Origin of the sequence: Hymenobacter glacialis, from assembly GCF_001816165.1 — a bacterium.
Taxonomy (GTDB): domain Bacteria; phylum Bacteroidota; class Bacteroidia; order Cytophagales; family Hymenobacteraceae; genus Hymenobacter; species Hymenobacter glacialis.
Window position 1 is genome coordinate 22,566 of sequence record NZ_MDZC01000046.1, and the last position, 21,657, is coordinate 44,222.

The following is a 21,657-nucleotide window of genomic DNA, read 5'->3' on the forward strand; positions in this document are numbered from 1 at the left end:
TGACGCGCTATTCGTCGTCGCCGGTAGTGTCGGCGGCGGGCGCAGAGCTCACCTTCGAGTAGTTTTTGATAGCCAGCTGGCCGTTGTGGTACAGGTCGCCATCTACCACATACGCCTTGTGGCGCAGGTGCAGCTCGCCCGTGTTGGGGCACAAGGTCACCGCCTTAGGAATCAGCTTGTAGTGGGTACGACGCTTGTCGCGAACGGAGGAGGAGGTGCGGCGCTTAGGATGAGCCATGGTATTGTTACGTTATGAGTGTTGAGTTGTAAATGTTGAGTGGGGGAGCGACTCGGGGCGCTGACGGATTAATTGAGGTTGCGCAGCGCGGCCCAACGCGGGTCGGCCGGCTCGTCGTCATCGGGCGCATCGTCAGCAGGACGGGTGCTGAAGATGAGCTTGGTGGGAGCATCAGGATTGTCGTCGGCTTCGTTCTGGAAGCGCGGGTGCAACTTCTTCATCGGCAGCGCCAGACCAATGTAATCGTAGAGGTGCTGCGCCAGGGGCAGGGACTGAGTTTCGGGCGTGATTTGCAGCACGTTGTCGTCCAGTTCCTTGCTTTCGTCGCCGAAGCGCACCAGCAGCTGCTCCTCAATGTCCATCGGCTGGTCGAACTCGTCCAAGCTGCGGTCGCAGGTCAGGCGCACGGTGCCGCTAATGTGGAAGTTGAGGGTCATTACCCGCTCGGTTTTAATGAGCTCCACATCGGCGTGCAGGTCGCCTTGCTCCACCAGAGGCTGGTCGAATAAGGCAAAAAAGTCGGGGCCCAACTCGAACTCAAAGTGGTGCGTTTTCAGCGCCAGCTTGGCTAGGTTGATGTCGTATTGGCTTTCTTTTTTCACGGTGGGCTGGATAGCAGGGGGCAAAAGTAGTGAAAATTCGGCTTTTTGCCAAAAGAATGGCTCAACTTTCTCGGCGGTTTCAGCTAGAAACGGCGGGTTGTTGCGCTGAGCATCAGCCATTCTTTGGCAAGTTGCGCGAACCTCTATACGTTGCGCACCCGGCAATGGTGCCCGCAACGACCGGGCGGGCCCTACCGCGCAGAGCGCGGCTGGGCCGCTTCCCAGCGTTGCTTCCACACCTCACAAGCCAGGTAAACTGCTGCCCGAAAGGAAGATTCGTTGGCTTTAAACTGCCCTGCCAGGCCATAGGCCGTGCCGTGGTCGGGGGAGGTGCGCACCACTGGCAGGCCGGCCGTAAAATTCACGCCCTGCTCAAAGGCCATCAGCTTGAAGGGAATCAGGCCCTGGTCGTGGTAGAGTGCCAGGGTAGCGTCGAACTGCCGGAACTGCTGGGTACCAAAGTAGCCATCGGCCGGATAAGGGCCCATTACCAAGTGGCCGTCGTGCGCAAACTGTTGGATTACGGGCGACACGATGTCGCCTTCTTCCTTGCCCAGCAGGCCGTTTTCGCCCGCGTGCGGGTTGAGGCCCAGCACCGCAATGCGCGGCTTCAAAATGCCGAAGTCCTGCTTTAAGGATTTCAGGAGCAGCGTGATTTTGGTGCGCAGCAGCTCGGCGGTAAGGCGGGCGGGCACGTCCTTGAGCGGCATGTGGCCGGTGACGGTGGCAATGCGCAAGCCGCTCTCATCTACCAGGAACATAAGGCTTTCGGGCGCTCCAAAGTAGCTGGTCAGGAATTCGGTATGGCCGGGAAAGCGGAAATCGTCGGCCTGGGTATTGTCCTTACTGATAGGCGCGGTAACGATGGCATCGAGCTTGCCGTCTTTGAGGTCGCGGCTGGCAGCCAGTAGGCTTTCGCGCGCGGCCTGGCCCGTGGCGGCCGAAGGCTGGCCGGGCGCCAGCACAAAGTCCTCGTCCCAGCACGTCACGGCGTTGAGGCGGCCGGGCGCGATGTCGGCCGCGTCGCGCAGCTGCCGGAAGGTGAGGGGTTCCGCGTCCGGCTCGGTCGGGAAATCATCAAACAGCGCCGTGGCCGTGCCGTAAATAACCGGGGTGCAGATTTTAAGAAGCCGCTCGTCGAGCAGCGTCTTGTAAATGACTTCGGGGCCGATACCGGCAAGGTCGCCCACGGAAAAGCCGAGGCGGGGAAGGTTTTGGGGCATTTTATCTGTCATCCTGAGCATTCCGCGGATGGAGCGGCGACGAAGGACCTTATCACGTCCGCATCGCAGGGGTTAGTAAATCTGACAAAAGAAGCCGTGATAAGTTGCTTCCTTCGTCAGCATGACAACCATTCCTAGCTCAGTTTCTTGGTCAGGAACTCATACAGCAGGCGCACGCCCATGCCGGTGCCGCCTTTACCGCGGTAGTTCTCCGCAGCAGTGAGGAAGGCCGGGCCGGCAATGTCGAGGTGAATCCAGGGGTAGCCTTCGGCAAAGCGCTCCAGGAACTTGGCGGCCGAAATCTGGCCGGCTTCGCCCTTGCCCAGGTTGCTGAGGTCGGCGATGTCAGACTTGATGTGGTCGGCGTACTCGTCCCAGAGTGGAAACTCCACGAGGCGCTCGTGCACGCGGTAGCCCGCAGTAGAAAGCTCGGCCAGCGTTTCAGCACCGGCCGTGCCCATCACGGCGGTTGCTTCGGTGCCCAGGGCACGCACGGCGGCACCGGTGAGGGTGGCCAGGTCGATAACCAGCTCGGGGTCGTACTTCTTGGCGAAGCTCAGGGCGTCGGCGAGGAGCAGGCGGCCTTCGGCGTCGGTGTTTTTTACTTCCACGGTGAGGCCGCTGTGCATGGTGATGACGTCGCCGGGCGCGTAGGCGAGGCCGCCGGGGCGGTTGTCGGTGGCAGGCACCAGGCCGATGACGTGCAGCGGCACGTTGTTTTTGGCCAAGGCGTAGAGCGTGCCGGCCACGGCAGCGCCGCCGGCCATGTCGCACTTCATCATGTCCATGCTATTAGGGGTGGGCTTGAGGCTGAGGCCGCCGGTGTCGAACACCACGCCTTTGCCCACCAACACGTAGGGCTTGGCATTTTGGGCACCTTCGGGCTTCCATTCCAGGATGCTGAAGGTGGGCGGCTCGGGCGAGCCCAGGTTCACGGCCAGCAGGCCGCCCATGCGCAGGGCTTCAATTTTGGGCAGGTCGAGGATGTCGGTGGTGAAGCCGGCTTCGTCGCCCGCTGCGGCAATGTTTTCGGCCAGCTGCAGGGCGTTAAGCTTGTTGAGCGGGGCATTGACCAGGTTGCGCGCCAGAATTACGCCTTGCAGCAAGCCTTCAAGCGCGGTGAGCGCCTCGGGCGTGGCCGCGTCGCCGACCACCGAGATTTTGGTGAGGGCGGCGGGCTTCCGGGATTTCTCATCGGTTTTGTAGCCTTCAAACTGGTAGGCCGTCAGGGCCAGGCCTTCGGCCAGGAGCAGGGCGGCGTCCGGAGTTTCGCTCAGGTTGTGGATGAAGACTTCGGTGGTTTTCTCTTTTTTCAGCTGGCCGTGCAGGGCGTGGCCGCTGCGGCGCAAGGCCTCGGCTACCTGCCCGGACGTAGGTTTCTTGGCCAGCACCACAAAGTAGTGCTGGTGGCTGAAATGGTTGAGGTGAACGAGCTTTTGGTCATCGGCGAGCGCGGCGGATACGTACGCTTGGGCTTCGGCCGAGAGGTCGCCGGCAGCGCCGGTGGGCAGGGCAGAGGTGCCATTGGCCAGAATGAAAACCTGGGTAGACTGGGCCGGCGCGGCGGCTACGTGGGCAAGTGCTGGGGACATGAGCAAAATTGAAGGCCGTAGATTTGAGTCCGCAAGGTACTGTTTCGGCAGCAAGGTTTTTTCGGCTGAATTTTAAACCGCTGAGCCGGGCTGACCGAAGCAGCGCTACCGCTTGGTTGTGGTGGTATGAATTACTTGCGTCGTCGCGCGGCGCCGTCCAGCTCAGCCCACCGTTCTGTTACTTCCTAACGCCTTCCTATCGTGAACACCGTTCGCCCCAAAAAACACCTCGGCCAGCACTTTCTGGCCGACCCCAACATTGCCCGCAATATCGTGGGCGCGCTGCAGTTGCCGGACGGCGTGCAGCAGGTGCTCGAAATTGGCCCCGGCATGGGCGTGCTTACCCAGTACCTGCTGCAAAACCCAGCCTACCAGACCAGCGTGGTGGAGATTGACACCGAGTCGGTGGCCTACCTGAAAGTGCACTACCCGGCGCTGGCCGACCGCATCTACGCCACCGACTTTCTGAAGCAGAGCCTGAGCACGATGTTTCCGGACCAGCCACTGGCCATCATCGGCAACTTCCCCTACAACATCAGCAGCCAGATTTTCTTCGCCGTGCTCAACAACCGCCAGCAGGTGCGCGAGGTGGTGGGCATGATTCAGAAGGAAGTGGCCCAGCGCCTGGCCGAGCCGCCTGGCTCCAAAACCTACGGCATTCTGAGCGTGCTGCTCCAGGCTTATTATAAGATTGACTACCTCTTCACGGTGCCGCCGCACGTGTTTGTGCCGCCGCCCAAGGTGGAGTCGGCCGTGGTTCGCCTCACCCGCAACGACACGGAGCGGCTGGACTGCGACGAGAAGCTGTTTTTTCGGGTGGTGAAGCAGGCGTTTCAGACGCGCCGCAAGACGCTGCGCAACGCGCTCAAGCCCTTCGGCCTGCCCCCCGAAGCCACCACCGATGCCATTTTCGACAAGCGGGCCGAGCAATTGGGCGTGGCCGAATTTGTGGGCCTGACCCAACGCATCGGGCAGCACAACGCCGGCGCCAGCGCCGCCCTGCCCGATTTGGACCTCAACGACCTTGCGGACTAGCAGGGGATGTGTTTGACATGAAGCAATTTCGTACTGCCAGACTTCTATTGCCACTGACCTTGCTGTTGGCTGGTTGCTTCTGGGGCGACGAACGCGAGACGAGGCACTTGGTCGGTAATTATTACCTGAATGAAACCGGACCTGATTCCGGTGCCTGGTACCTGCACTTTGATGACGAAAATTTCGGCTTGGCCGATGCGCTGTTTAATTGTCAGATTGTAGAGGCTGGCTTCAATAAGCAATGCATCATTATGCGAGCCACCTGCACCAACCCTCAGTTTTATATCGCACGCATAAACAGGGCCAATGACCGGGAAATTGCCCGTAATGCAATACAAGGCCCTTATACTAGTCAAGAGCTTCAAGCGAAATTACAGCGGCTGTCTGGCGATGATGTGCTCAGCTTCGATGCAACCCTGACCAACCCAAGTAGATGGTAAGTACCTGCTTAGTAATAGATGAAATGCACCCTTCGCTGCCGGAAATGCTGCGGGCCGTTGGGGTTGAAATTCATTACCAGCCCACGCTCAGCGCCGCCGAAGTTCCCGCTGCCCTGGCTGCATTTCCTTACGATGGCCTGATGGTGCGCAGCAAGTTGCGCGTGACGGCCGCTCTGCTGGCCCACGGCCCGCACCTGCGCTACGTAGCCCGGGCTGGTGCGGGGGTTGATAATATTGACGAAGCGGCCATGGCAGCGGCCGGGGTCACGCTGCTCAACGCGCCGGAGGGCAACCGCGACGCGGTGGGCGAATACGCCTTGGGCCTGCTGCTGGCGCTTTTCCGCAACGTGACGCGGGCCCACCAGGAAGTGCGCCAGGGGCAGTGGCACCGCGAAGCCAACCGGGGCGAAGAAATCGGCGGCAAAACCATTGGGCTGCTGGGCTACGGGCACATGGGGCGGGCGTTTGCGCGCCGGCTCAGCGGTTTCGGCTGTACTGTGCTGGCCCACGACACGGACCCAAATTGCGCCGCCGCCGACCACGCCACGCTGGTGAGCCTGGCCGAGCTGCAGGCCCGGGCCGAGGTGCTGAGCGTGCACATTCCGTACTCTGTGGCCAACCATCACTACGTGAATGCGGGCCTGCTTCAGGGATTTCGGGCGCCGCTATGGGTGCTCAATACGGCTCGCGGGGAGGTGCTGGACCACGCCGCATTGGTAAGTGGCCTGCAAGCTGGCACGGTGCGCGGCGCGGCGCTCGACGTGCTTGAAAACGAACGGCTCGGCGCGCTCACAGCTGAGCAGCAGCAACGGTTCGACTTTCTGGCTCAGGCCCCCAACGTTGTGCTCACTCCCCACGTGGGCGGCTGGACGCATCAGAGCTACGCCCGCATCAACGAGGTGCTGGCCCAAAAGATTGCGGCTTTCCTGCGCGCCGGCAAACCGGAGTTGGCGGGGAGCTAGCCGGTTTTGCGTATCTTTGCAGGGAACCTAAGAAGGGAGAACGGTTGGCAGTGCCAGCCGTTCTCCTTGCTTTTTAGCCAAACCGTCAGCATCTACTCCCATGGCCACCACCATCAATTATTACACTCCCGAGGGCCTGCAAAAACTGAAGGATGACCTCCAGGACCTCAAGGTTCGGGGCCGTGCCAAGGCCGCCGAAGACCTGCGGGAAGCCCGCGACAAGGGCGACCTGAGCGAGAACGCCGAGTACGACGCCGCCAAGGATGCCCAGGGCCTGCTCGAGCTTAAAATCTCCAAGCTCGAAGAAGTAGTGGGCAATGCCCGCGTCATCGACGAAACCAACATGGACTTTAGCAAGGTGCTCATCATGAGCAAGGTGAAGCTGAAGAACCTGAAGAATAACATGGTGCTCGACTACACGCTGGTGGCCGAAGAAGAGGCCAACCTGGCCGCCGGTAAAATCTCAGTGAAGTCGCCTATCGGCAAAGGCCTGCTGGGTAAATCGGCCGGCGACATGGCCGAAATCATCGTGCCAGCCGGCAAGCTGCAGTTTGAGATTCTGGAAATCAGCCGGTAGATTTTTGAGCTATTAGCTGATGGCGGTTAGCTGTCAGCTTTTTCAACAAAGGCCATTGCGTTGCGCAATGGCCTTTGTTGTTGTTGGCGGTAACTTGCCGGCGGTAAACAAGGCCGTTAGCTATTGGCAAAAAAGCTAATAGCTAACGGCCATCAGCTAATAGCTTAAAAAAAACCATGCCTTCAATTTTCTCCCGCATCGTTTCCGGCGAGCTGCCGGCCTACAAAGTAGCCGAAGACGGCCGCCACCTGGCTTTTCTCGACATCACGCCGCTGGTGGAAGGGCACGTACTGGTGATTCCCAAGAAGGAAACCGACTACATCTTCGACCTGCCCACCGACGAGCTGGCGGCGCTGCACGCGTTTTCGCAGCGCGTGGCCAAAGCCGTGAAAGCCGCCGTGACGTGCAAGCGCGTGGGCGTGGCCGTGATTGGGCTGGAAGTGCCGCACGCGCACATTCACCTCATTCCGATGACCAGGGTGTCGGACATGAGCTTTGCCAACCCCAAAATTAAAGTAGCCGAAGCCCGGATGCAGGAGCTGGCTACCGCCATTGCCGCCCAAGTGGAAGGCGGCAGTGGCCTGAGCGAGACCAAAGCAGGAGCAGCCAGCGCCGCGAGCGCCGCCGTACCAGCCCCGCTGGAAGCTGCGGTGAAAGGCCTGCACTTCATGAGCGAATCGGAGGCGCCACTGGAAGCGGTAGCGTACCCGGCGCCGGGCGGCGAACTATCGGATGCCGTGCTACTAAAGCTGCTGGGCGAGCCGGGCGATGCCAAAATAGAAACGGTGGAGCTAACCAAGTTCCTGCGCAACCACACCGCCGACGATGGCGTGCTGGGCGACGTTACGCTCGCCAACCGCTTCAAGGCCCTGCAAATGTTTATGAAGCAGGAAATGGACGGCGTGCAGGTGTACCGCGTGGGCAGCGAGCCGAAAATCCACGCCTACGCCCTGGGTCGGATGATGGACGGCACGCTGGCCGGCTTCAAAACCGTGCTTACCGAAACGTGATAACCAATTAAAAATTAACCAAATAGGCAGTCATGCTGAGCGCAGCCGAAGCATGACTGTTCAACTTTTTAAAGCCCAGGATATCAACGCCCTTGGCCGCTGTCCACCAGCTTTTGTAGGCGGGACTGAGCATCGCGTGGCAGGGCACTGAGCAAATCCAGGCCGGTGGCGGCTTCTATTTTATCCACAGAAGTCAGGTAGGAGCGCCAGTCGGGGGTGATGGTGTTGTCGTTGGGCGTGTCGATGGCCAGTACGCGCACGTTGGGGTCGGTGCTGATGCGCTGGAGGTCGTTCTGGCCTTCGGACAGGATAACCATGACTTTCCAGATGCGGGCGGGGACGGTAACGCGGCCCTGGTCAAGGGTTTGGGCGAAGCCGTTGGAGCCGGTGCCACCGCGGCCGTAGCTGCCCATAATGATATAGATTTCCTGACCGCGTTGCACCTGGGCGCGGCCATACTCTTCGAGCTGGGCCCAGGCTTGCTGGTTGTTGCGCGGGGCCTGGGGCACCATGTTGGACATGAGAAAAGTGGCGGAGTTTGCGTCGAGGTCGGCGGTGCGGTCGCCACTGGGGCAGTTGTGGCCTTTGTCGAACCCCGATCGGCTGTAGCTGCCGGCCGAAACCTGATAGAATTGCCGGGGTAGGGCCGGGTCGGGGCGGAAGTTGTTCTGGCGGGGCGCTTTGCCGATGTCGGCCCGACCCAGGTGCCAGCTCACCCAAGTGGGGATGCCGCGCCCGGCGTGGTATCCGATGGTGAATTCGGGATGGACGAGTAGGTAGTTGGAGGCGTTGGCGGGGTCGGAAGTTGCGCCGCTGGGGTTGCCCAGCGCCAGGTTGTCCGCAGAGGTGCTGGATGCCTGGGTTCCGGCAGGAGCGGGGGCTGGGCCGGAGCTGGGCGGTATAGAGGGGCGCGGGGCCGTGGTGCTAGGTTGCGGAGCGTCGCGGTTCTCAAAGTAGCCGCCCGTGACGCTCGTACCAGTGGCTACGGCGGGGCCGGCCGTAGTTTCAATGCGAATGTCGTCGATATTCAGCCGGGCGTTCTGGCCGCTGGTTTTGCGAATTTCGAGCCGGATGGGCTGGTTGGCAATGCCCTCAAATACGTGCGGCACCAGCCGGGGGCCGCGCGTTTCGATGCGCTGGCCGGTTTGCGCGTAGCTGCGGCCGCCGTCGCGGCTCAGCCACAGCTCCCAGGTGCTGGGGGCGTCCTGGCCATAAGCCGCCGCGCTGATGGTGATGCGCTGCACGCCGGCCGGCACGTCAAATTGCATGGCAATGCGGCCCAGGTTGTGCAGGCGAGCAGCGCGTTGGCCGTTCTTGTGGTCCTGCGGGCTGCTGCCAATCAGCGCTTCGGCAAACTTCCAGGAACCGGTGGCCAGGGGCTCGTCGGCTTCGGCATAAGCGCCTTTACTGCCTATTTCAAATGTTTCGGGGAAGGGGGAGGCTTGAGTGGTGGGTTGCTGCCGGGAGGGTGCCTGGGTGGTGGCGTTTTCGGCAGTTTGCTGCGAGCACGCTAACAGGCCAAATGCGATAAGGAGCAGTGAGGGACGATACATGGGGCGAAGATATGCAGCCAGCCAGCGCCCTGGTGTGCGCCGCCATGCACCATCTGTCATGCCGAGCGCAGCGAAGCATCCTCTCACCGGCGAACAAATTGTTGGGAGGTGAAAGGATGCTTCGCTGCGCTCGGCATGACAGAAGATAAGTTGTTCTGTACCGGACAAGAATTTGCTCCCTACGAGCTACACGACAGCGTAGCGCAGCCGGGCATGTCCCAGGCCCAATCAGGCCGTTTTGCGGCCAGCTCCTCGTGTTCGGGTTGCTCGTCAAAAGGTTTTTTCAAAACTTCGAGCAGCGTGTGCAGGTAGGTAAGGTCGCCTTTTTCGGCGGCTTCAATGGCCTTTTGGGCAATGTAGTTCCGCAGCACGTACTTGGGATTGGCAGCCAGCATGCGGGCCTTGATTGCTTCGGGAGTGCTGCTTTCCTGGCGCAGGCGGGGCAGGTAGCGGTGCAGCCAGTCCAGCAGCGGCGTGTGGGCTGGGTTGGGCAGCGGGGTGTAAGATGCCGCTGCCAGAAGCTCCTGGAAACGGTCTTGCTCCTGCTCGGGCGCAGCAAGTAGCGCGGGCGCAGTATGCGAGAGCTGACGGAAGAAAATGGTCATGTCCACTTCGGAGGTGGCCAGCGCATCTAGCAGGCTCTGTATCAACTTGCTATCGGCCTCAGCGCTGTCGGGCGTGAGGCCCAGCTTCTTTAGCAGTATTCCCTGGCGGGTACGCTCAAACGTGGCCCTGTACAAATCCAGGCCTGGGCGCAACTGCTCGATATCCGGAATCAGCAGCGCGAGGGCCTCGGCCAGGCGGGCGAGGTTCCAGAGGGCCACCTGCGGCTGCTGGCCGAAGGCGTACCGCCGGTGGCCAAAGTCGGTGGTGTTGGGCGTCCAGGCGAGGTCGTAAGGCTCCAGCCAGCCGTAAGGGCCGTAGTCAATGGTGAGGCCCAGGATGGACATGTTGTCGGTGTTCATCACGCCGTGCACAAAGCCCACGCTCATCCAGTGGGCCACCATCAGGGCGGTGCGGCGGCAGATTTCCTCGTACCACTTCACGTAAACTTCGGCCGACGGAGTGCCCAGCTCAGGGTAGAAGTGGGTAATAACGTAGTCGGCCAGTGCGCGCAGGTTGTCGAGCTCGCCAGCCGCGACCATCATCTGGAAATTGCCGAAGCGGACGAACGTGGGCGCCACACGGCACACAATGGCGCCGGGCTCGGCCTTGGGGTTGCCGTCGTAAAACATGTCGCGCACCACTACGTCGCCAGTGCCGGCCAGGCTCAGGGCCCGGGTGGTGGGCACGCCCAGGTAGTGCATGGCCTCGCTGCACAAAAACTCGCGAATGGAGGAACGGAGCACGGCCCGGCCATCGGCACGGCGGGAGTAGGGCGTGGGCCCGGCCCCCTTTAGTTGCAGCTCCCAGGAGCTGCCATCGGTGGCTTTGAGCTCGCCCAGCGAAATGGCGCGCCCATCGCCCAGCTGCCCGGCCCAGTTGCCAAACTGGTGGCCCGCGTAGCGCGCCGCAAACGGCTTCATGGTGCCGGTGACGAGGTTGCCAGCCAGTACGTCCACGCTGGGGCCGCGCTCGGCGGGCTGGGCCAGACCCAGAAGTTGGCCCAGGTCTGAAGACCAAGCCAGCAAATGCGGGTCGGCCACGGGGGTGGGGTTAATGCGGGAATAGGTGTAGCCGGGTACCTGGCGGGGGCGGGCATCGGGGGCGACTTCACCACGCAATTCATCGACGAGGGTGTTGGTAAAATCGGCTTCGTGGAGGTGTTGGGAAGACATGGGTTTTTCAGGGTGCATGGGTTTGGGATAAACCGCTATCAGAGGAAGGCGGTTCGGTGCGGGCTGTGCGCGCACCACTGGACGCGCGTTGACTCACCACTGCAAAACAGCAATTCAAATACCGTTTTTTCACTGCGGCGCTACTTCCCGCGCCGCCCTTTAGGCTTTGGTTTTTCCGTTGGTAACTCTGCCGGGGGCAGCAGGCCGGCCGCGCGCAGGGCATCGCGCAGGCCGTGCAGGGTGCGGAACTCCTCGCGCAGCTCGCCGGCCAGGCGCAGCACGGGGCTCGGTGAGGCGGGGGCGCGGCGCGGCGCGTGGTGGCCAGCCAGCTGGCCAGGCGCTGGTAGAGCACGTGGCCGCGCTTGGCGTTGGCGCGGCCGGCCAGGTAGGCGGGCAGGCGGGTTTCCAGCTCCAGCATCAGCGGCAGTGGGTTGAGGGCGGCGAGGCGGGCCAGGGCGCGGTCCATGTCATCGAGGCGGCTCACGCTCAGCCATTCCAGGCCCAGCACAAACTCGCGCAGGGCGTTGGGGTCACCTTGCTGGGCCAGTAGGTCGGCGGCAAAGGCTACGCCGTGCAGGCTGGCGCGGGCGCTGCCCACGGCAGCCTGCACGAATCCTGCCATCTCGGCCGTGCTCAGCAGCGGGCGTAGCAGCGCAAAGTCGGGGAGGCTGTGATTGGCCAGGGCGCGGTGGCGCAGGGCGGCGCGGTAGAGAACGGGAGCGGTTTCGGGAGTAAAGGTGTCGAGAACGATGCCACCAAAGCGGTCAGGCCAAGTGGCGAATGCTTTTTCGGCCGTGCGTAGGCGAGCGGGTGCATCACCCTGGCTGTGGTAAAAGTACAGAAGCTGCTGGGCAACATCGGCATTGGTGGGCAGCAGGGTTTCGGCGGCGGCGGCCCAGGCGGCATCGTCGGCCAGGGTGCGGGCGGTGTGCAGGGTGAGGTGGGTGCGGGCTGCGGGGCTGAGTTTGGCCTTTTGAAGGGCTTCGGCGAGTTGGGGGGCGGCACCGGCATCAGCGGCAAAGGCCAGCAGCAGGGGCAGCCAGCTTTCCTCGAAGTTGGTCCATTGACCGGGTGGGTTGGCCAGGTAATCGCCGAGCCAGTGGAGGGCAGCGGCCAGCTCGGCGGGGGGCAGCACGGCGGCCAGCAGCACCTGGGGCCAGCCGGCGGCTTGCAGGTCGGTTTCCCAACGTTCGAGCACGTCGGTGCCGTAGTCGCCGAAGATGCCAAAGTCATCAAGCGCCGGCTCTTCCACCTGAAAAATGGCCAGGCTGGCGGTAGCCCAGTAGCGCAGGGCCAGTACCAGCTGCCCGGCGCGGGCCAGGCCCAGCAGCTCCCGCACGAAGGGTTCGAGCTCGGTACTAATTTCCTCCAGCCCGGCAGTGTAGAGGCCGTTGCCCTCGTCGTAGGCATCGTAGGCCTGGCTTTGCTCCCAAAAATCCTCATCAAAGACCATCGCGCTGAGCGTGTCGGTGAGGCGTTCGGCCAGGGTGTTAAGCAGGTCGGCAGGCGTAACAGAGGGCGTAGCGGACGGAACTGGGGCCGCCCCGAACGCCACAAACTGCCGGGCCAGGTCGTCGCTCTTACTCAGGGCCTGGTGCAGAAAACGCAGCTTATCGATTTCGGGAAAGGCGGCCCAGGCGGCGGCCAGAGCCGGGACAAGAGCATCGGTAGGTTCACCGGCAACAGTGGCGACGGGCGATAGCGAGGCGCCGTAGGTATCAATAATGGCCAGCCCCAGCGCCACGCAGTGCTTGCAGATGCCCTCAAAATCATAGGGACAGTCGCAGCTGAATTCTATGTCGCCGCTGGCCAGCCAAGCCATTGTGTTGTAGGGGTAGGTGCCTTTTACGCGGGCCAGGAAGCGGGTAGGGCCGGGACGTTCCAGTTTTTTTACCGCGCCAGCCTCGTATAGGTCCTGGCCCCGGTCGAATACTTTGTCGGTGGCGAGGCCGCGCAGGGTTTGGCGGGTAAGCATGGATAGGTGCTGGTTAAGTAGTTCGTGCGGCCGAAAAACCTCACCCCCAACCCCTCTCCCCAAGAGAGGGGAGCCGGATAAAAGGTTTTTTTAAATCCTAAACGAATCAAAAATACAGGAGTAGCTAGAGGGTGGCCCCGTTGGCTTTCAGCACCAAGTGCAAAAACAGCACTTGGTAGGGCAGCGCGTTCTGCCAGTAGTCCCAGGTGTGGGCGCCGGGGCGCTCGGTGTAGTCGTGCGGGGTGTGGTTGTAGAGCAGCCGGCGGTGTACTTCGCGGTTAATATCGATAAGGCCGTCGTCTACGCCACAGTCAATGAGCAGGGGCAGGTTGTTGCGCTGCATTAAGTCCGTCAGGTTCACCACCGAGTTAGCGCTGAAACGCTCGGGGTTAGCGGTTTCGGAGCCGAGGACGGGCGCCCAGAGCTGGGCGCGTTGCGCTGCGGCTTCGGGAGTGAGCTTGCGGTTTTTGGTCTGCAAATCGAGGGCACCGCTCATGCTGCCGGCGGCGCAGTACAGGTCGGGATGGCGGGCCGAGAGGTAGAGCGCGCCGTGGCCGCCCATCGACAGGCCGCTGATAACGCGGCCCTTGCGGTCGCGAATGGTGCGGTAGGTTTGGTCGATTTTGGGAATAACCTCCTTAGTCAGGTAAGTTTCGAATTGGCTGCCGGGGTTCACGGGGCTGTCGAGGTAAAAGGCAAAGGTTTCGCCTTCGGGCAGCACGATAATCAGGTTATACTGGTCGGCCAGGCGGTGCACCAGCTGTTTGTCGGCGGGGCTTTTCAGCCAGTCGGCAAAGTGGCCGTAGGCGCCGTGTAGCAGGTAGAGGACGGGGTAGCTGGCTTTTTTATTCTTGGCATAAGAAGCGGGCAACACCACCGCGGCGCGGTAGGTCTTGTTCATGGCCGCGCTGGGAATGGCCACAGTGTCTACTCTGGCGGCGTGGGCGGTGAGGGCGGTGGTGAGCAGAAAAAGGGCGAGGATGATGCGCATGAGTAGGACTGTTTTGGTTTCGGCTGGCGTCAACCTCACCCCCTGACCCCCTCTCCAAAAAAGAGGGGGCACCGGCTCGTGAGGACGATTATCCAACTGAAAGCATATAAGAGCAATTCCGGTGCCCCCTCTTTTTTGGAGAGGGGGTCAGGGGGTGAGGTTGACGAGAGGGGTGAGGTTGACGCCAGCCGAACTACTGAATAAACACTGGCCGAATCAAATTCTCAAACGTGAAAATCTCGTCCCACTTTTCCTGCGTCAGGAGCCCGCGTTCCTTTACGGCGATGTCGTGCACGGTTTTGCCGGTGGCCAGGGCTTCTTTCGCAATGCCGGCCGATGCCTCGTAGCCGATAACGGGGTTGAGCTGGGTGACGATGCCGATGCTGTTGCGCACCATTTGCTCGGCGTGGGCCACGTTGGCGGTGATGCCCACCACGCATTTGTCGCGCAGGGTGCGGCAGGCATTGGTCATGTAGCTGATGCTGGTGAACAGGGCGAAGCTGATAACCGGCTCCATCACGTTGAGCTGCAACTGACCGGCTTCGGCGGCCATGGTCACCGTGAGGTCGGCCCCAATGACGTAGAAGGCCGTCTGGTTCACCACTTCCGGAATCACGGGGTTCACCTTGCCGGGCATGATGCTGGAGCCGGGCTGCAGGGCGGGCAGGTTGATTTCGTTGATGCCAGTGCGCGGGCCGGAGGAAAGCAGGCGCAGGTCGTTGCAGATTTTGGAGAGCTTCACGGCCGTGCGCTTGAGCACGCCGGATAGCTGCACGTAGGCGCCGGTGTCGTAAGTGGCCTCAAAAAGGTCGCCGGCCAGCACCAGATTCAGGTCCGTGATGGTGCGCAGTTGCTCGGTTACGAGCTCAGGGTAGCCAGCGGGCGAGTTTACGCGCGAACCGATGGCGGTGGCGCCCATGTTGATTTCGTTGATAAGGCGCCGTGAATCGTCGATGCGCAGCAGCTCCTCGCGCAGGTTGGTGGCGAAGGCCTTAAACTCGTCGCCCATGCTCATGGGCACGGCGTCCTGCAGCTGGGTACGGCCCATTTTGAGCACGTTGCGGAATTCATCGCCCTTGGCCGCGAAGGCTTCGGCCAGCGCGCCCAGGGTTTCGCGGTAGCCCACCAGCTTGTTGTTGAGGGCAATGCGGAAAGCCGTGGGGTAGGCGTCGTTGGTACTTTGGGAGCAGTTGACGTGGTTGTTGGGGTGGCAGAAATCGTACGCGCCCTTCTGGTGGCCCAGGATTTCGAGCGCCACGTTGGCAATGACTTCGTTGGCGTTCATGTTCACCGACGTGCCGGCTCCGCCCTGAATCATGTCGGTCAGGAACTGGTCGTTGAACTCGCCGGCGGCCACCCGGTCGCAGGCGGCTACAATGGCATCGGCAATGGGTACGGGCAATACCCCAAGCTCCTTATTGGCCAGGGCTGCGCCCTTTTTCACGTACGCCAGCGCCTGCACAAACAGCGGTTCCGTGTTGATGGGGATGCCGGTGATGGAGAAGTTCTCCAGCGCGCGCAGCGTCTGGATGCCATAGTAAGCAGAGTCCGGCAGCTGGCGTTCGCCTAAAAAATCGTGTTCGGTGCGAAAATCATTCATGAAACAGGGGGCGGGTGGGATGGTGGAGCTTGTACGATCAGCCAGTGGCGGCAGACAAACCTACTGCCGGGCGCCGCAACGTATCGGGTTTGCGCTGTTCCTTTACGGCACTTGCCCGCCGGGCAAGGCATCCACACCACCGCTATTTCGCCCCGTTTGATGAAATTTAACTACCTGCCTTTGCTGGCCCTAGCTGTGGTCAGCTGCTCGCCGGACGCCAAGTCCGGCGCCGACGCCTCTGCTGGCGCCGATGCCTGGTTTGACGCTTTCAAAGGCAACTTTATTGAAGCCTTGTGGAAGCAAAACCCGGAGTATGCCTCCAATCAGGGCTACCATAAGTACGATTCGCTGCTAGTGATTCCCAACGCCGCCCAGCGCCAGCGCGACGCCGCTTTCTCCCAGAAATACCTGGCCGAAATGGGCACCTTCGCCCTCGACAGCCTTTCGCCCAATAACCAGATTGACCTGCGCCTGCTCCGCAACGAGTTGCGTGCCAGCCGTTGGTACGCCGACACGCTCAAGAACTGGCAGTGGAACCCCGCCAGCTACAACCTGGGCGCCTCGGTGGGCGACTTGCTCAACGGCCGCTACTACCCGCTGGACCGCCGCCTGCGCAACATTTCCGACAAAATCAGCCACGCGGCCGACTACTACGCGGCCGCCAAAGCCAACCTGAGTACGCCCACCCGCGAGCACACGGAGCTGGCCATTAAGCAAAACGCCGGCGGACTGGCCGTATTCGGCGCCGCCCTGGCCGATTCGGTGCGCAAATCCGGATTGAGCGAGGCGGAGAAAAAGACATTTGCCGACCGCGTGGCCGCCACCCGCGCCGCCGTGCAGGGCTACATGGACCACCTGAAATCCAATGTGCTGCCGGCCGGCAAGTTCCGCTCGTTCCGCATCGGCAAAACCTTCTACGACCAGAAATTTGCCTACGACATTCAGTCGCATTTCACGGCCACCGAGATATACGAGCAGGCCCTGCAGCACAAAACCGAGCTGCTGCACGACATGGGCCGCCGCGCCGCCCGCCTCTACCCCAAGTACTTCCCGGAGCAGGCCGCGCCCAAAGACACCCTGGCCCTGATTACGGCTGTTATCAACCAGCTCACCCTGAAACACGCGCCGCGCGAAGGCTTCGTGGATGCCGTAAAACGCCAGATTCCCACGTTGGTGGCCTTCGTAAACGATAAAAAGCTGCTCACCCAGGACCCCAGCAAGCCGCTGGTGGTGCGCGAAACTCCGCTCTACATGCGCGGGAGCGGCGCGGGAGCCAGTGTATCATCACCCGGCCCGTACGACACCGGGGCCAATACTTATTATAACGTGGAGCCCATTCCGGGGGAATGGACGCCGGCGCAAGCCGAAAGCTACCTGCGCGAATACAACGACTTCACGCTGCAGATTCTCAACATTCACGAAGCCATTCCCGGCCACTACACGCAGCTGGTGTATGCCAACCGCTCGCCCTCGCTGGTGAAAAGCATTTTCGGCAACGGCGCCATGATTGAGGGCTGGGCCGTGTACGCCGAGCGCATGATGCTGGAAAACGGCTACGGCAACAACTCCGACGAAATGTGGCTGCTCTGGGACAAATGGAACATGCGCGTGACCCTCAACACCGTCATCGACCACATGATACAGGTAGACAACGCCAAGGAAAATGACATCGTGACCTTGCTACGCCGCGACGGTTTTCAGGAAGAAGCCGAAGCCCGCGGCAAGTGGCTGCGCGCCACCCTCAGCCAGGTGCAGCTCAGCAGCTACTTCACCGGCTACACCGAAATCTACGCGCTACGCGAAGAGCTAAAGAAGAACCAGGGAAAGGATTTCGACCTGAAAACCTTCCACGAAAAGTTTCTCAGCTACGGCAGCGCCCCGGTGAAATACATCCGGGAATTGATGCTGGCGAAGTAGGGGCAGGACTCTGGAACCATAAAACCCGTCTGTCATCCTGAGCTTGCGAAGGACCTTATCGCGTTTGAACTATACTTGTTCAATGAAATTCCCTTCGTGCTAAGGTCCTTCGCAAGCTCAGGATGACAGACGGGTTTTGACTGCTCAAACCGCCCATTATTCAACCTCTGCCCTTGTTTTTCCTGCTCTCAAAAGTCCTGGATTTCGTACTGCTGCCCACGGTATGGCTGCTGGTGCTGCTGGTAGCCGCGCTGGTGGCCCGGCAACCGCGCCGGAAGCGGCAGTGGCTGGTGGCCGCGCTGGTGGTTTTCCTGCTCAGCACAAATACTGCTTTGGTAAACGAGGCGATGCTGGCCTGGGAACGGCCGCCGGTGCCCTTAGCCGCGTTGCCTGCACAGGCCGACGCCGCCGTGCTGCTCACGGGCATTACGGGCGTCAACAAGTCGCCGCACGACCGGGTTTATCTGGGCCAGGGCGCCGACCGCCTCACCCACGCCCTGTGGCTGTACCGCGCCGGTCGCGTCCGGCGCATCATCATCTCCGGCGGCTCGGGCGCCCTCCTCCGCAAAGCCCACACCGAGGCCGACGACCTGGCCACGTTGCTCCGCCTAACCGGCGTGCCGGCCCGCGACCTGCTAATTGAGGAACAGAGCCGCAATACCCACGAAAACGCCCATTACACCAAAGAGCTGCTGGCCCAGCACCCCGATATAAAGTCGTTGGTGCTGGTTACCTCCGCGTTCCATCAGCGGCGGGCCATGGGCTGTTTTGAGAAGGTTGGCCTGCATCCCGTAGCCTTCCCCGCCGGCTACCGCAGCTCCGACCGGCTCGCCACCCTAGAATATTGGCTGCTGCCCAGCCCCGGCGCCATGCAGGAGTTCAGCGTGCTGGTGCACGAGGTAGCCGGCTGGCTGACATACCGGCTCCTGGGCTACCTGTAGCGGAACTTCCGGGCTATTCCGTTTTGGCTGTTGGAGCAGCTTCTTTGCCAATCCAGATGGATTTCTGGTTAACAAACTCGCGGATGCCCAAATAAGAAAGCTCCCGTCCGTAGCCAGACTTTTTCACGCCGCCGAAAGGTAATTCCGGCATTGATTTCACGAGGCCGTTGACGAAAACGGCGCCACTTTCAATCTGCCGGGCCATTGCCTCGCCCTTCTTGGGGTCGGCAGTCCACACGCCCGCACCCAGGCCAAAGCGCGAGTCGTTGGCCAGGCGCACGGCATCGTCCGCGCTTTTAGCTTCCAGTACCAGGGCCACGGGACCAAACAGCTCCTCTTCATAAGCACGCTGGCCGGGCTTGATATTCGACAAAATAACAGGCCGAAACAGGGCGGTGCCGGGCTTGGCCTGGCCACCAAACAGCTCCACCTTAGCGCCTGCAGCCACCGAATCTTCCACTTGCTGGGTAAGCTCGTCGGCCAGGTCGGGGCGAGCCATGGGGCCATATTGCGTTGATTCTTCCAAGGGGTCGCCGGGGCGCATGGCCAGCAGGTGGGTTTTTAGCTGGCTGATAAACTCTTTAATAACTGGCTTTTCTACAATGAAGCGCTTGGCGGCAATGCAGCTCTGGCCGCTGTTTATCATGCGGGACTGGGCCGCCGTTTTGGCGGCCAGGGCCACATCGGCATCTGCCAGCACAATAAAGGCATCGGAACCGCCCAGCTCCAGCACCGTTTTTTTAATCTGAGCACCGGCTATGGCCGCTACCGAGGCGCCCGCGCCTTCGCTACCCGTGAGCGTCACGGCCCGCACCCGGTCGTCGGTCAGCAGCTTTTCTACCAAGTCTGACCCAATCAGCAGGGTGCGAAAACATGCCGCGGGCAGCCCTGCGTCATGAAATATTTTCTCCAGGGCCAGCGCGCACTGCGGCACGTTGGATGCGTGCTTGAGCAGGCCCACGTTGCCGGCCATCAGGGCCGGGGCGGCAAAGCGCACCACCTGCCACAGCGGAAAGTTCCAGGGCATCACGGCCAGCACCACGCCCAGCGGCTGGTAGCTGATGAAGCTGCGGCTGGCGTCGGTTTTCACTACTTCATCGGTCAGGAAGCCTTCAGCGCTCTCGGCGTAGTACTCGCAGCAGGCGGCGCATTTTAGCACTTCGGCGCGGCCATCGGTCACGGGCTTGCCCATTTCCAGGGCCATCAGGCGGGCTAGCTCGTCCTGGCGCTCGCGCAGCAGGGTAGCGGCCCTCCGCATGATGCCGGCGCGGTGCGCAAACGTGGTTGCCGGCCATGTGGCCGCCGCGCGGTGTGCATGGCCGAGGATTTGTTCGGTTTTTGCCCAGCTGAAGGCTTTGAAGCGGCGGAGCACGCGGCCAGTGTGGGGATTGTAGGATTCGATGGGCATGGCAATGAAGAAAACAGAGCGCTTGGGCGGGCCTAAGGGCGTCCGAAAGAGGGTGAAAAGACAAGCCCTGCTCAGAAAATGCAGCGGCCAAGGTAATTTACTGGCTACAAGGTTCAACTTGTGGTGGGGTAATTCGGTTACGCAATGCCCAGCCGTATGGTGGCGATTAGGTGCCAGCGCGTATTTTCGTGCACTTACGATAGCACCGGCCTAGGTCCTGTTTCTCACTTTCTGTCACTCCCGTGTCCGATACCTCCCTTATTTCCTTACCACCCGCCGCCGAGGCGGAACTCGTCCGGCGCCTCCAGGCGCGCGACGAATCGGCCATGACGCTGTTCTACGAGCGGTATTCATCGGCGCTCTACGGCGTCATCTTTCGCATCGTGAAGGCCGAGGACGAGGCCGAAGACGTGCTGCAGGAAGCCTTGGTCAAAATCTGGCACGCTTTTGCCAGCTACGACCCCGGCAAAGGGCGACTCTTCACGTGGGTGCTCAACATTTGCCGAAATCTTAGCATCGATAAAATCCGTTCGCGGCAGCACCGCGTAGGTTCTCGTACTCAGGGACTGGATGATAGTCTGACGGCGCAGCGCCAAGCTGCTCCCACGACCTTCCGCCCGGAGCACATCGGCCTACAGGAAATTACCCAAAAGCTAATTCCTGAACAGCGTCTGATTATCGACCTGCTCTATTTCGAGGGCTTCACCCAAAGTGAGGTGGCCGAGGAGCTGAACATTCCTCTGGGAACGGTGAAAACCCGGGCCCGTACCGCCATCAAAGTCCTTAGCAAACTTATCCGCTGAACCACGTGGAAAATATCCAACAATATATAGAATCCGGTATCCTGGAGCAATACGCTCTCGGAGAGCTGTCTTCGGCCGAACAAGCTGCTGTAGATAACAACGCCGCCAGCCATCCCGAAATCCAGGAGGAACTGCAACAGGTACAAGCGGCACTAGGTTTTTACGCCGAAGCCCACGCCATCACGCCGCCAGCTGGTATGCGTGAACGAGTATTGGGCAACGTGCTGGCCCAGATTGCCAAGCCTGCCAGCACCCTGCGCGCCGATGTAGACGCCGTGGCGCAAGCCAGCACAGCCAGCAACCAGCCCACGCACGTAGCAACGCAGCCCGTGGCGGCTGCCTCCGGCGAAGCCGTGGTTCGGCCCATGGCAACGGCGCCCGCAACCCAGCCGGCCAGCCGGTCGGTGTGGGCCATGGCGGCTTCGGTGGCGCTCATTATGAGCCTCGCTGCCAACGCCCTGTTCTACTCGCGGTGGGTAGAAGCCAGCGACGAGGTTGTGGCCCTGCAAAGCTCCCAGGCCCGTTTCGCCGCCACTCAAAACGTGGTGCAGAAGCAGCTAGGTGCGTTGCGCGAAGACAACCAGGTGCTCCGCAGCGACGAGTTCCGCGCCGTAGCCCTGGCTGGTACCAAAACGTCTCCCTCGGCCCGGGCCAAGGTCCTGTATAACGCCACCACCCGCAAGGTGTACGTGGATGTGCGCAGCCTGCCCGCGCTGCCTGCCGGCAAGCAATACCAACTGTGGGCCCTCGATAACGGCAAACCGGTAGATGCCGGCGTGCTGCTGGCTTCCACGGCCACCGGCGAAGGCATTCAGCAGATGAAGGACATTGCCAGTGCCCAGGCTTTCGCCATGACGGTGGAGCCCATGGGCGGCAGCGTCAATCCTACGTTGAGTACCATGACCGTGGTGGGGACTATCTAAAGCAGGACCAGCCTGCAGCTAACATTTAACTGCATGGTGCTGTGAGTTGAATTACCGCTTGTGAGCCAAACCGGCCTGCAAGCGGTAAT

The 21,657-nt window shown here is 61.4% G+C and carries 19 protein-coding genes; 9 read left to right on the forward strand and 10 right to left on the reverse strand.

What is annotated here, in order from left to right; all coding sequences use genetic code 11:
- Positions 1-7: 7 nt before the first annotated feature.
- From rpmF to BEN48_RS04645, 4 genes are all read right to left on the reverse strand, one after another.
- Positions 8-238, reverse strand: a complete 231-nt coding sequence (gene rpmF, locus BEN48_RS04630) for a 50S ribosomal protein L32 (RefSeq protein ID WP_070733388.1) — start codon at positions 236-238, stop codon at positions 8-10.
- Between the two features lie 68 nt (positions 239-306).
- Entirely contained in the window at positions 307-864 is a 558-nt protein-coding gene (locus tag BEN48_RS04635) for a YceD family protein (RefSeq protein ID WP_241502176.1), read from the reverse strand.
- Positions 865-1,031: 167 nt separating this feature from the next.
- Positions 1,032-2,063, reverse strand: coding sequence for a 4-hydroxythreonine-4-phosphate dehydrogenase PdxA (gene pdxA / locus BEN48_RS04640; protein ID WP_070733621.1), 1,032 nt, complete (start codon positions 2,061-2,063; stop codon positions 1,032-1,034).
- 134 nt (positions 2,064-2,197) lie between these two features.
- A complete protein-coding gene (locus BEN48_RS04645) occupies positions 2,198-3,655 on the reverse strand; it encodes a leucyl aminopeptidase family protein (protein WP_070733389.1) in 1,458 nt (485 codons plus the stop codon).
- 201 nt (positions 3,656-3,856) lie between these two features.
- Between BEN48_RS04645 and rsmA the strand changes: the two genes are divergently transcribed.
- The 5 genes from rsmA to BEN48_RS20035 all read left to right on the forward strand — a co-directional run bounded on the left by rsmA (position 3,857) and on the right by BEN48_RS20035 (position 7,679).
- A complete protein-coding gene (gene rsmA, locus BEN48_RS04650; RefSeq protein WP_070733390.1) occupies positions 3,857-4,690 on the forward strand; it encodes a 16S rRNA (adenine(1518)-N(6)/adenine(1519)-N(6))-dimethyltransferase RsmA in 834 nt (277 codons plus the stop codon).
- Between the two features lie 17 nt (positions 4,691-4,707).
- Positions 4,708-5,130, forward strand: a complete 423-nt coding sequence (locus BEN48_RS04655) for a hypothetical protein (protein ID WP_125932477.1) — start codon at positions 4,708-4,710, stop codon at positions 5,128-5,130.
- Positions 5,124-6,092, forward strand: coding sequence for an NAD(P)-dependent oxidoreductase (locus BEN48_RS04660; protein ID WP_070733395.1), 969 nt, complete (start codon positions 5,124-5,126; stop codon positions 6,090-6,092). The genes BEN48_RS04655 and BEN48_RS04660 overlap by 7 nt, the downstream gene beginning before the upstream one ends.
- A 100-nt stretch (positions 6,093-6,192) precedes the next feature.
- Positions 6,193-6,669 carry a transcription elongation factor GreA gene (gene greA / locus BEN48_RS04665; protein WP_070733397.1) on the forward strand — a complete coding sequence of 159 codons (477 nt, stop codon included), beginning with the start codon at positions 6,193-6,195 and terminating at the stop codon, positions 6,667-6,669.
- A 176-nt stretch (positions 6,670-6,845) separates the two neighbouring features.
- Complete coding sequence (locus tag BEN48_RS20035; protein WP_070733399.1) at positions 6,846-7,679, forward strand: nuclease A inhibitor family protein; 834 nt, start codon at positions 6,846-6,848, stop codon at positions 7,677-7,679.
- A gap of 83 nt (positions 7,680-7,762) precedes the next feature.
- Here BEN48_RS20035 and BEN48_RS04675 read toward each other — a convergent pair whose 3' ends face one another.
- The 5 genes from BEN48_RS04675 to aspA form a co-directional block, all read right to left on the reverse strand.
- Positions 7,763-9,232: a DNA/RNA non-specific endonuclease gene (locus BEN48_RS04675; protein WP_070733402.1), complete on the reverse strand. Its 1,470-nt coding sequence runs from the start codon at positions 9,230-9,232 to the stop codon at positions 7,763-7,765.
- Positions 9,233-9,411: 179 nt separating this feature from the next.
- Positions 9,412-11,010 (reverse strand): protein adenylyltransferase SelO, encoded by a 1,599-nt coding sequence (locus BEN48_RS04680; RefSeq protein WP_070733622.1) that lies wholly within the window; start codon positions 11,008-11,010, stop codon positions 9,412-9,414.
- Between the two features lie 7 nt (positions 11,011-11,017).
- Positions 11,018-12,985, reverse strand: coding sequence for an SWIM zinc finger family protein (locus BEN48_RS19030; RefSeq protein WP_070733403.1), 1,968 nt, complete (start codon positions 12,983-12,985; stop codon positions 11,018-11,020).
- Positions 12,986-13,109: 124 nt separating this feature from the next.
- Complete coding sequence (locus BEN48_RS04690; protein WP_070733623.1) at positions 13,110-13,976, reverse strand: alpha/beta hydrolase; 867 nt, start codon at positions 13,974-13,976, stop codon at positions 13,110-13,112.
- A gap of 193 nt (positions 13,977-14,169) precedes the next feature.
- On the reverse strand, positions 14,170-15,576 hold the full coding sequence (aspA, locus tag BEN48_RS04695; protein ID WP_070733405.1) for an aspartate ammonia-lyase: 1,407 nt from the start codon (positions 15,574-15,576) through the stop codon (positions 14,170-14,172).
- Between the two features lie 111 nt (positions 15,577-15,687).
- Between aspA and BEN48_RS04700 the strand changes: the two genes are divergently transcribed.
- Together BEN48_RS04700 and BEN48_RS04705 are read left to right on the forward strand one after the other, a co-directional pair.
- On the forward strand, positions 15,688-17,493 hold the full coding sequence (locus tag BEN48_RS04700; RefSeq protein ID WP_241502178.1) for a DUF885 domain-containing protein: 1,806 nt from the start codon (positions 15,688-15,690) through the stop codon (positions 17,491-17,493).
- Between the two features lie 173 nt (positions 17,494-17,666).
- Positions 17,667-18,434 (forward strand): YdcF family protein, encoded by a 768-nt coding sequence (locus tag BEN48_RS04705; protein ID WP_070733406.1) that lies wholly within the window; start codon positions 17,667-17,669, stop codon positions 18,432-18,434.
- Between the two features lie 13 nt (positions 18,435-18,447).
- Here BEN48_RS04705 and BEN48_RS04710 read toward each other — a convergent pair whose 3' ends face one another.
- On the reverse strand, positions 18,448-19,842 hold the full coding sequence (locus BEN48_RS04710) for an NAD-dependent succinate-semialdehyde dehydrogenase (RefSeq protein WP_070733407.1): 1,395 nt from the start codon (positions 19,840-19,842) through the stop codon (positions 18,448-18,450).
- A gap of 242 nt (positions 19,843-20,084) precedes the next feature.
- On the opposite strand from BEN48_RS04710, the gene BEN48_RS04715 reads away from it, so the two are divergent.
- Both BEN48_RS04715 and BEN48_RS04720 read left to right on the forward strand, forming a co-directional pair.
- A complete protein-coding gene (locus tag BEN48_RS04715) occupies positions 20,085-20,645 on the forward strand; it encodes an RNA polymerase sigma factor (protein ID WP_070733408.1) in 561 nt (186 codons plus the stop codon).
- Between the two features lie 5 nt (positions 20,646-20,650).
- A complete protein-coding gene (locus BEN48_RS04720; RefSeq protein WP_070733409.1) occupies positions 20,651-21,568 on the forward strand; it encodes an anti-sigma factor in 918 nt (305 codons plus the stop codon).
- Positions 21,569-21,657 lie beyond the last annotated feature (89 nt).